The following is a 6,098-nucleotide window of genomic DNA, read 5'->3' on the forward strand; positions in this document are numbered from 1 at the left end:
CTCAACACCTCAACACCTCAACACCTCAACATATTATCATACTTAAAACCTTAACATTATGAGTGAAATCAGAAACCTTAACCCCGAGTGTATCTGGCGCAACTTCGACGCACTGACACAGGTGCCGCGCCCATCAGGTCATCTTGAAAAAGTACAGCAGTTCTTGCTCGACTTCGCAGCACGCGTAGGCGTGGAAGGCTTCAAGGATGCTGCCGGAAATATTGTGATGCGCAAACCCGCATCAGTTGGTATGGAGAACAAGAAGGGTGTTATCCTTCAGGCTCACATGGATATGGTGCCACAGAAGAGCAAGGAGTCAACACACAACTTCGAGACCGACCCTATCGAGACTTACGTAGACGGCGAGTGGGTACGTGCTAAGGGCACAACGCTCGGTGCGGACAACGGCATCGGCGTAGCTGCCATCATGGCTGTCATGGAGGATAAGACACTGGTTCACGGACCGGTTGAGGGTCTTATCACTGCCGACGAGGAGACTGGCATGTTCGGCGCTAACGACCTGCCATGCGACGAGCTGCAGGGCGACATCCTGCTCAACCTCGACTCTGAGACATGGGGCAAATTCGTGATAGGTTCGGCTGGTGGCATCGATATCACAGCCACACTCGCCTACAAGGAGGTGGAGACCGACAAGGAAGACGCAGCCGTTAAGGTTCTGCTGAAGGGTTTGAAGGGCGGACACTCTGGTCTGGAGATCAACGAGGGTCGTGGCAACGCCAACAAGCTCATGGCTCGCTTCGTGCACAAGGCAATCGCCGAGTACGGCGCACGCCTGGCTACATGGCACGGCGGCACAATGCGCAACGCTATCCCGTTCGAGTGCGAGGTGGTGCTCACACTGCCGAAGGAGAACGTGGAGGCGCTGAAGGAGAACGTAGAGGAATGGCGCAAGCTGTTCAACCACGAGTTCCGCACTATTGAGGAGAACATACAGTTCTTCACCGAGGACGTGGAGACACCGGCTTTCGAGACACCTGAGGAAATTCAGGACAACCTGCTCGATGCTATCTACGGCTGCCACAACGGCGTGCTGCGCATGATTCCGGTATTCCCATCTGTGGTTGAAACTTCTTCTAACCTCGCCATCATCAACATCGAGGGCGGTCACGCTTACTTCAAGCTGCTCGCACGCTCGGCTAACGAGAGCATGAAGGAGTACATCGCCACCACACTCGAGTCTACATTCTCGATGGCTGGCATGAAGGTGGAGATGAGCGGCAGCTACGGCGGCTGGGATCCTAACACAGACAGCGAGATTCTGCACCTCATGGAGCAGCACTACCGCGACTTGTTCGGTGAGGAGGCTATTGAGCAGGTAGACCACGCTGGTTTGGAGTGTTCTGTCATCCTCGGCAAGTATCCGCATCTCGACGTTGTGTCGTTCGGTCCGACCATGCGCTCGCCTCACACCACATCGGAGCGTTGCCTCATCAAGACAATCGCACCGTTCTGGGAGCTTGTTAAGAAAACTCTTGCAGAGGTTCCTGCAAAGTAATCCCACCGCTCGCGTTCGCCGTCCGATCAGATTCCGTCCGCCATCCGATCAGATTCCGTCCGCCGTCCGATCGGATTGCGAACGCCGCCCAATGACATTATTCAAGCAACAACCCAACAAAATATTGAAAAATATAGCAGAAATCCTGAATAGAAAAGGCACAAGAGAGCATCTTCTGATGCTCTTCTTGTGCCTTCTTATGTATATCAACGTGGGCTACATGCACTACGAGGTCTACTTCTCTAAGATTTCGTCCGAGTGGTGCGGCACCCGACCGTTTCTGAGCGCATGGATAGACGTGGCGGCTACACTGCTGTTATTCTTACTGTGCACGGCGGGCAGGCGCAAGTCGGCATTCGTGCTCACTTACTCTACACTGATGGTATTCGTGGTGGCAAACATGGTCTACTCGCGCTTCTTCAACCGCTACATAACACCCGATGTGCTCGACGAGGCTGCCAACTTCAGAGGTTCTTGGTGGATGCAATACGTGCCACACGCATTCTGCTGGACCGACCTGCTGCTCGTGGTTACGACACTGCTGTTCGGTTGGGGCGTTAGACATATCGAACCGAAGCGCACGCGCCGCGACTTGCTTTGGGTGCTGACACTTATAGTTCTGCCCTGCGTGCTCTACACGCTGAAACTTGCCGTTCACTGGCGCACGGCTGACGACGTGAAAGCATGGATAGACAGTATAGATTTCAGGGAGGACACGAAACTGGAATTCATGTTCAACCAGGAATATGCCATCATGCGCAATGGTATACTCCTCGGGCAGGTGTACGGCAACATAGCAAGTGCATCGAAGAACGTAGAACTGAGCGACGCGGAAGTGCGCGAGATAGGCGTTTTCATAAAGCAGAAAGCGGCAGACGCTAAGCCGCTGCCCGAGTCGCTACGCGTAAAGGGTAAACCGAACGTGGTGTTCATCATGGTAGAGTCGTATCTGTCGGTGGCGTCGCAGATGAAGATTGATGGCAAGGAGGTGACCCCCTGCCTCAACGAGCTGATGAGAGATCCGAGAAACTACCACAATCTCAACGTCACATCTAACCGCGGAGGCGGAGAGTCGAGCGATGCGCAGATTTCCTACTTCACGGGACTGCTGCCACTCCAATCGGAGATGTCGGTGCAGCGCATCATAAAGAACCGCGTGGCGGCTCTGCCCCGACTGCTGCACGAACAGAAGGGCTATCACACGTATATCACTATACCTACGAACCGCTTCTTCTGGCATCAGAACGAGGCTAACCTCAGCTACGGCATAGACCATACGATAGAACTGGGCAACTACGAGAACGGTTACTGGTGTCAAGACGAGGAGATATTCAACCGACTGCAGAACGTAAAACTGCAAGAACCATACATGAACATAATACTAACGCTCAGCATGCACGGCAGCTACGACACCGACTTCCTCGCCGAGACACCCGTGAGGTCACCGTTCAACTACCCGAGTCGCTTCTCTGCAGAATTCTGCCACTATCTCGACAAGTGTTTCTACACCGACTTGCAGATAGAACGCTACATAGCCTATCTAAAACGCAGCGGGCAGTATGACAACACCGTGCTCATAGTCTGCTCCGACCACGAACCGAAGGAGGGCAGCTTGGGCATGGACGACTGGTCGATGAGCCTGCCACTGATAATAGCCAACACGCACATCGCTGCCGAAATGTTCTACGTGGGAAGTATAAACCAGATTGACCTCTACCCTACCATGCTCGACATGTTCGGTCTGCAATCTGAATGGAGAGGTATGGGACACAGTCTGCTACGCAAAGGTTACAACAACACCATAAGCGATACGCAACGGCGTATCTCTAACAATATCTTGCGCGGAGGGTTACGGTTCCTTCAACACTAACGGCTGCATGGCAGCCGTTTTTTCGTTATATACATCCATAGAAACGCGACGCGCACGCAGAGAACGCACGCAGGTGAAGTCGCGGAAGTAAGGGTCTTGCGACATATACCAGCGATGGTCGGCGATGCGATGCGTGCGGCGTGCCAACGCATCCACCTTCAGTGCCGAACGCACATTGACAACCGAAAGCATCCGGGTACCATCGTCAAGCACAAGGGCAAGAACAAGAAAAGAAGCAGGAGAGTTATCGGGGTGTGACGGTGTGAGCTTATGCTTGTGCATCGATGTCGAGACGGTGATGTGCCAGCCGTGCTCGCTATTCAGCCGCTGCATGATCTGACGGAACTCTTTGCCGTGCGACGATGTATCGGTGATGTTGTGATACGCTATATAAAGATGTATCATCTCATGCAGCAGCGTCTCCTGAAACTCGCGCTCCGAGCACTCGTAGTAGGTGCTGATGCGTATGGTGAAGTCGGTGTACGTCCAGCGCAGCAGCTTGCGCACACGGCGGCACGACATGGTGCCCAGACGGGTGCGAGCCTTCGACAGCGCAATACGAGGCACAGGCAGCTCATCGCCGAAATAATCGGCGTTGAACTGCCTGAACCATGTGTGCAATATGTCTGTCGTAAGCGTCATCCTACTCGGCGCAGTCGGGGTAAACGGAGTGGAGATATGCGCTCACCTTGTCAGACACGACAGTGGCGAGCACCACCTTGCCCTGTGGGTCGATGACGTAGACGGTAGGTATCCACTTCACGTGGTAAGCTTCAGCCACGGGCGACTCGCGCATCGGCTTCAAGTCGCTCACCTGCATGTATTCGATGCCGAGCTTAGCCACGCCGTTCTTCCACGACTCGAGGTTCTTGTCGAACGACACGCCCACGAAAGCCACGCCCTTGGTGCCGAACTTCTTGTAGAGCTGCATGATGAACGGCGAGTCCTTGCGGCAGTCGGGGCACCACGAAGCCCAGAAGTCGAGCACGACGTAGCGTCCGCGCAGGTCTTTCAGCGCGAAAGGTTTGCCGTCGATGGTGTTCAGCGTGATGTCGGGCGCATCTGCGCCTGCCTTCAGCAGGTCGGTGGCGTACTTCTGGTCGAGGTCTGTAACCGTAGCCGCAGGAGCATCAGCTGGTGCCTGCGCACGGATGGCTGCGGGAGCTGCGATGAACGCCAGAGCCATAAGCATAGTCTTGAGTGTCTTCATATCGTTGTTGTTTATAATCTGTATGTCTAATGCAAATGTATTAATAAAAATCCATTCGGCAAAGGTGACACGGATAAAAAATGCGGCGCAGTGCTTGCAAGTAGCAACTCTTTTACTTAAATTTGCAGAATTAAACAAACCGTAATAAGAATATGAAAAACAAGGTATCATTGGCAAACGCGGGCTACGCGCTTTTTCTTTTGTTCTTTGCGCTGGAGCCGCTGTTGGGCAAGTGGGACGCTTACTGGTACGCCTTGTGCGGCTTGGCTGTGGTGTTAGGCGTAGTGCTCGTTGCGGGCATCGTGGGCATCTTCAGACGCAAGGTGTCTACGGACGACTGCATGGATGCAATTAAAAAACATTCGCCCGCCTGCTTCGTCTTCTGCCTCCTCGGCGCAGCGCTCAGCTATGTCTACGATGAGCAGATGTTCTATTTCTGGAATTTCATGGTGGTGCTCGAAGGGTCCAACTTCGTGGCGCGGCTATTCAAAAAGGCTTAAGAAATAAAAAGCCCAGTACACTTCACAACGTACTGGGCAGGAAAGAGAGAGAAATTTATGCGTTAAGTTCGTTAATCTGACTTATCACTTCGTCGTTCGTGCGCTGCATCTTGAGGAAGATGCGGAAGGCGAAAATCAAACCGCAGACGCCACCGATGACACCGCCAACAATGCCGCCGTATACAGCGGCTCGCGCACAGTCGGGTGCGTCGGCTGGCATATATATCCATGCCTCTATGCCGCTCCACAAGAGCCAGATAAATAATGTCGGCACCTCAATCATCATCTCTATAGAGCGCAGACGCTTCATGCGTGTGAGCTTCTTGATGGTAGTGAGAAGGTTGTTGCGACTGTAGTCGGCATCGCTAATAGCCGAAACATTGATGCGGTAGTCTGCGATGACGCTTACTATAACCATAGTCATGAGGAAGGCGTAGTTGAGCCACGAAAGGTGGGCGTACTCCTTGATAGCGAACCACGACACGGCGATGAGCGGCACGAGGCTGCACTCGAAGTAGACGTAGCGCTTTATCCACAACATGCTCTTCTTCATCGAGCCTATAATCATCTTCTCGTTCACTATCTTCTGCTTGTCGAGCTGCGCCTTGAAGTCTTCCATCTGCGAGCGCATAAGCTCGAGTTCGGTGTTTTGATTATTGTTTTCCATAATGGTCTTGTTTTCATTCGTTTGACATATTCTTCAGTTGCACTCTTATTCGCGCCAGACGCACAGAGACGTTCTTTGCGCTCAGGCCCACGATGTCGCCTATCTCGTCGTAGCTGATTTGCTCGAGCCAGAGCAGAACGATGGCTCTGTCGAGCGGCTGCAGTCGGGCTATGCGCTCGTGCAGCATACGCACTTGGGCGGTAGACTTCTCCTCATCGTTGAAATAGTCGACATCCATTGACAGCAAGGCTTTCCGGCGGCTTCGCTTCTTGCGGTCGATGGTGATGCAGGTGTTGAGGGTGAGGATCAAATAATATTGTTGTGTTTTTAACAAT

Annotated in this window: 7 protein-coding genes; 3 read left to right on the plus strand and 4 right to left on the minus strand. The window is 53.1% G+C overall.

All coding sequences use genetic code 11. The features are described from left to right. Positions 1–58 precede the first annotated feature (58 nt). Together HMPREF0673_RS10445 and HMPREF0673_RS10450 are read left to right on the plus strand one after the other, a co-directional pair. Positions 59–1,516 (plus strand): aminoacyl-histidine dipeptidase, encoded by a 1,458-nt coding sequence (locus HMPREF0673_RS10445; protein ID WP_007901996.1) that lies wholly within the window; start codon positions 59–61, stop codon positions 1,514–1,516. A 124-nt stretch (positions 1,517–1,640) separates the two neighbouring features. Then, positions 1,641–3,386 carry an LTA synthase family protein gene (locus tag HMPREF0673_RS10450; RefSeq protein ID WP_172633657.1) on the plus strand — a complete coding sequence of 582 codons (1,746 nt, stop codon included), beginning with the start codon at positions 1,641–1,643 and terminating at the stop codon, positions 3,384–3,386. On the opposite strand, the gene HMPREF0673_RS10455 is transcribed toward HMPREF0673_RS10450, so the two are convergent. Both HMPREF0673_RS10455 and HMPREF0673_RS10460 read right to left on the minus strand, forming a co-directional pair. Continuing rightward, entirely contained in the window at positions 3,366–4,028 is a 663-nt protein-coding gene (locus HMPREF0673_RS10455; RefSeq protein WP_007902001.1) for a SprT-like domain-containing protein, read from the minus strand. The genes HMPREF0673_RS10450 and HMPREF0673_RS10455 overlap by 21 nt on opposite strands. A gap of 1 nt (position 4,029) precedes the next feature. Continuing rightward, entirely contained in the window at positions 4,030–4,596 is a 567-nt protein-coding gene (locus HMPREF0673_RS10460) for a peroxiredoxin family protein (RefSeq protein WP_040596807.1), read from the minus strand. A 152-nt stretch (positions 4,597–4,748) separates the two neighbouring features. Here HMPREF0673_RS10460 and HMPREF0673_RS10465 point away from each other — a divergent pair, with 152 nt between their 5' ends. Then, on the plus strand, positions 4,749–5,096 hold the full coding sequence (locus HMPREF0673_RS10465; protein ID WP_007902002.1) for a hypothetical protein: 348 nt from the start codon (positions 4,749–4,751) through the stop codon (positions 5,094–5,096). Between the two features lie 55 nt (positions 5,097–5,151). Here HMPREF0673_RS10465 and HMPREF0673_RS10470 read toward each other — a convergent pair whose 3' ends face one another. Continuing rightward, positions 5,152–5,763, minus strand: coding sequence for a hypothetical protein (locus HMPREF0673_RS10470; RefSeq protein ID WP_007902005.1), 612 nt, complete (start codon positions 5,761–5,763; stop codon positions 5,152–5,154). A 13-nt stretch (positions 5,764–5,776) separates the two neighbouring features. Further along, positions 5,777–6,098: RNA polymerase sigma factor (locus tag HMPREF0673_RS10475; RefSeq protein WP_040596809.1), on the minus strand; the 322-nt coding region annotated here is incomplete at its 5' end.

The sequence above is a fragment of the Leyella stercorea DSM 18206 genome, assembly GCF_000235885.1.
GTDB classification, from domain to species: Bacteria; Bacteroidota; Bacteroidia; order Bacteroidales; family Bacteroidaceae; genus Prevotella; species Prevotella stercorea.